At 35.5% G+C, this 2,656-nt stretch carries 4 protein-coding genes; 1 reads left to right on the forward strand and 3 read right to left on the reverse strand.

The genetic code is table 11. The features are described 5' to 3' along the window. Positions 1-328, reverse strand: a 328-nt coding sequence (locus Megvenef_RS08680; RefSeq protein ID WP_322776028.1) for a transposase, incomplete at its 3' end; no start/stop codon positions are given. A gap of 105 nt (positions 329-433) precedes the next feature. Here Megvenef_RS08680 and Megvenef_RS08685 point away from each other — a divergent pair. Beyond that, positions 434-610, forward strand: a complete 177-nt coding sequence (locus tag Megvenef_RS08685) for a hypothetical protein (protein WP_322777537.1) — start codon at positions 434-436, stop codon at positions 608-610. A 166-nt stretch (positions 611-776) separates the two neighbouring features. Here the strand turns inward: Megvenef_RS08685 and tgt are convergent, their stop codons facing one another. Both tgt and Megvenef_RS08695 read right to left on the reverse strand, forming a co-directional pair. Further along, positions 777-1,859 carry a tRNA guanosine(34) transglycosylase Tgt gene (gene tgt, locus Megvenef_RS08690; protein WP_322777538.1) on the reverse strand — a complete coding sequence of 361 codons (1,083 nt, stop codon included), beginning with the start codon at positions 1,857-1,859 and terminating at the stop codon, positions 777-779. Continuing rightward, on the reverse strand, positions 1,856-2,506 hold the full coding sequence (locus Megvenef_RS08695; RefSeq protein WP_322777539.1) for a GNAT family N-acetyltransferase: 651 nt from the start codon (positions 2,504-2,506) through the stop codon (positions 1,856-1,858). The genes tgt and Megvenef_RS08695 overlap by 4 nt, the downstream gene beginning before the upstream one ends. Between the last annotated feature and the right edge of the window lie 150 nt (positions 2,507-2,656).

A 2,656-nucleotide genomic window follows, 5' to 3' on the forward strand; every position in this document is an offset into this window, starting at 1 on the left:
CTTCAGACACATCAAGATCTTGCTGCAAATATTCATAACCACAAAAATATTGCCAATAAATATTTTCCTTTAGCTCTTCCTCCGTAAACGAATCAGAACCGTTGTACATAGCTTGAAGCATTGATAGTGCTAGCATTACTCTATGATCTTTCTTATTTCTACCAAATTGCTTGATTTCAATGTTAGGCAATGCTCTGGCTTCAAGTTCAGACCAATTTACTAAATCCCTTAGTTTATATAACTTGTTTTTAGGATTTAGTTTTGTAGATAATTTCTCTTCAAATAACCTTTCTTGTTTTTGGAGAAAAGTAATATTTTCTATAGGCATAATTTTAAAATCCGTAAGCTTTATGCGGTAATTATACCATTTTCTTATGGATTTTGTAAGCTGTTTATGACATGAAACCCCTTGTTAATTCAGGCGGGGAGAGTTTTGACGGAGGGACTTAATATCGGAATTGAAGATTTCAAAGAACGAAATGTTGTAAAGAAAATTTGTAAGGAACTAGTAGAAAATGATTATATCTCATATGAAGTACCTGTGTTTATTGATTATGATGAGTGGACTGTACCAACAATTGGAGAAAGCGACTCTGTCGCATTTGCTTAAAAAATGGAGAAATTTGGTATAAAGGGGTAAAAATTAGTATAATACCCTTTTATATTCGGTCTATCTACGTAAATTGTAAAAGTTAAAGGCAATTTTTAGAGACATTAGCCTCACTTTGTTCAGTAAGGCATAATAAGAGAATTAATCTATGTGACCCGTATCATTATCAACACTGAAAATCAAAATCCTTGCCCATAGAAATGTAGTCTCTAATTCTTTGCATTAGGTCTTGAAAATATTGAATATTATGCCAAGTCATTAACATTGCTCCGATCATTTCACCAACCTTGACTGTATGATGCAGATAAGCTTTTGGATAATTCAAACATGCAGGGCAAGAACAATCTGCTTCAAGGGGCGTTGGATCATCAGCATATTTACTGTTTCTTATATTAATAGCTCCTAATTTAGTAAATGCTTGACCATTCCTACCTGACCTAGTTGGAATAACACAATCAAACATATCTACCCCACGCATCACCGCACCAATAATATCATCAGGCTTACCAACACCCATAAGATATCTTGGTTTATCCTCTGGTAATAACGCTGGGGCATAGTCAAGGACAGAAAACATTTCTTTCTGCCCTTCTCCAACTGCTAAACCACCAATGGCATAGCCTTCAAAATCTAAGCTAATTAAATCTTTTGCTGAACTAGCACGCAATTCTTCATATACACCACCTTGAATTATACCAAACTGAGCATATCCATCACGCGGTACAAATGCATCACGAGACCTCTTTGCCCAACGAGATGTACGCTCTTGGGACAATTTAGCTTCTTCGAATGTTGCAGGAAACGGTGTGCATTCGTCAAAAGCCATGGTAATTGTACTATCTAATTTATGCTGAATTTCAGTTGAATACTCCGGTGTAAGCATGTGCTTGCTGCCGTCAATATGCGAACTAAACTGCACTCCCTTTTCAGAAATTTTACGCAAATCCGATAATGACATTACCTGAAAACCACCGGAATCAGTGAGCACTGGACCAGACCAATTCATGAATTTTCTAAGCCCACCAAGTTTCTCAACTCGATCAGCACCAGGCTTTAGCATCAGGTGATAAGTGTTACCTAGCACTATGTCACTTCCAGTTTGACGAACTGACTCAGGAAACATTCCCTTTACTGTTCCTCTTGTCCCAACTGGCATAAAGGCAGGCGTACGGATTTCACCATGAGCGGTGTTAATCACCCCTGTTCTTGCCTTTTTGTGAGTGGCTGTAATTTGCAGTCCAAATTTCATTTTATATCTCCTTGATTCCCATGCCACTCATAGTAATCGTATAATCCAACTACTCTTAAACCAAGTCTCGTATATATTCGAAACCCTAAATCACTTGAAGTAGAAAGACAAATCTTGTTATAACCTTTCTGGCACACAAAATTAATTAGATATTTCATCATGTTAGTTCCTATACCATTACTACGTGAATTTTCGCAGGTGAGAATATCATATATACCAACGATATCATCATTAAAATGCAAAGATCCGTTACTAACCGGGTTGCCTTCAATATAAGAAACAAAAAATGGGTTCCTTTCCATAACTTCAGATGAAATTATCTTATCGTTAAAAAATTCGCTGACATTCTGATCATATACACTAAGTGTCAACAAAAAATCATCTATTTGCTTACGAGTAGTTACTTGTTTTATTGTAATATTTTTATCAAGTTCAAAAGGCTTAAAATCAATTAGTTTGCAAAACATTACATACTCTCTTGGCACTTTAATAAAACCATGTTTCTCTAGCCTTAACCCTAAATCCGATGGAGTATCACCGGGTCCAATCCACCAAGCAAAAGGGTTTTTGTTGTATTGATCTATGACTTCTTGAATCCTCTCTTCAACATTATCATCAAAGTTTGTTTTACAAGTTACATTAAACATCGTGCTATTAAGATTACAATTCACAACACAATTAAAACCATTGTCAATTACAGAATATCCTAAGGCCCTAGGTAGTCTCTCCGTCAAAACTCTAAATTTTTGATATAATTTCAAGAATTTCAAAAATAAATCACCGCACATTCATTTTTT

Source organism: Candidatus Megaera venefica (assembly GCF_034554655.1).
Taxonomy (GTDB): domain Bacteria; phylum Pseudomonadota; class Alphaproteobacteria; order Rickettsiales; family Rickettsiaceae; genus Megaera_A; species Megaera_A venefica.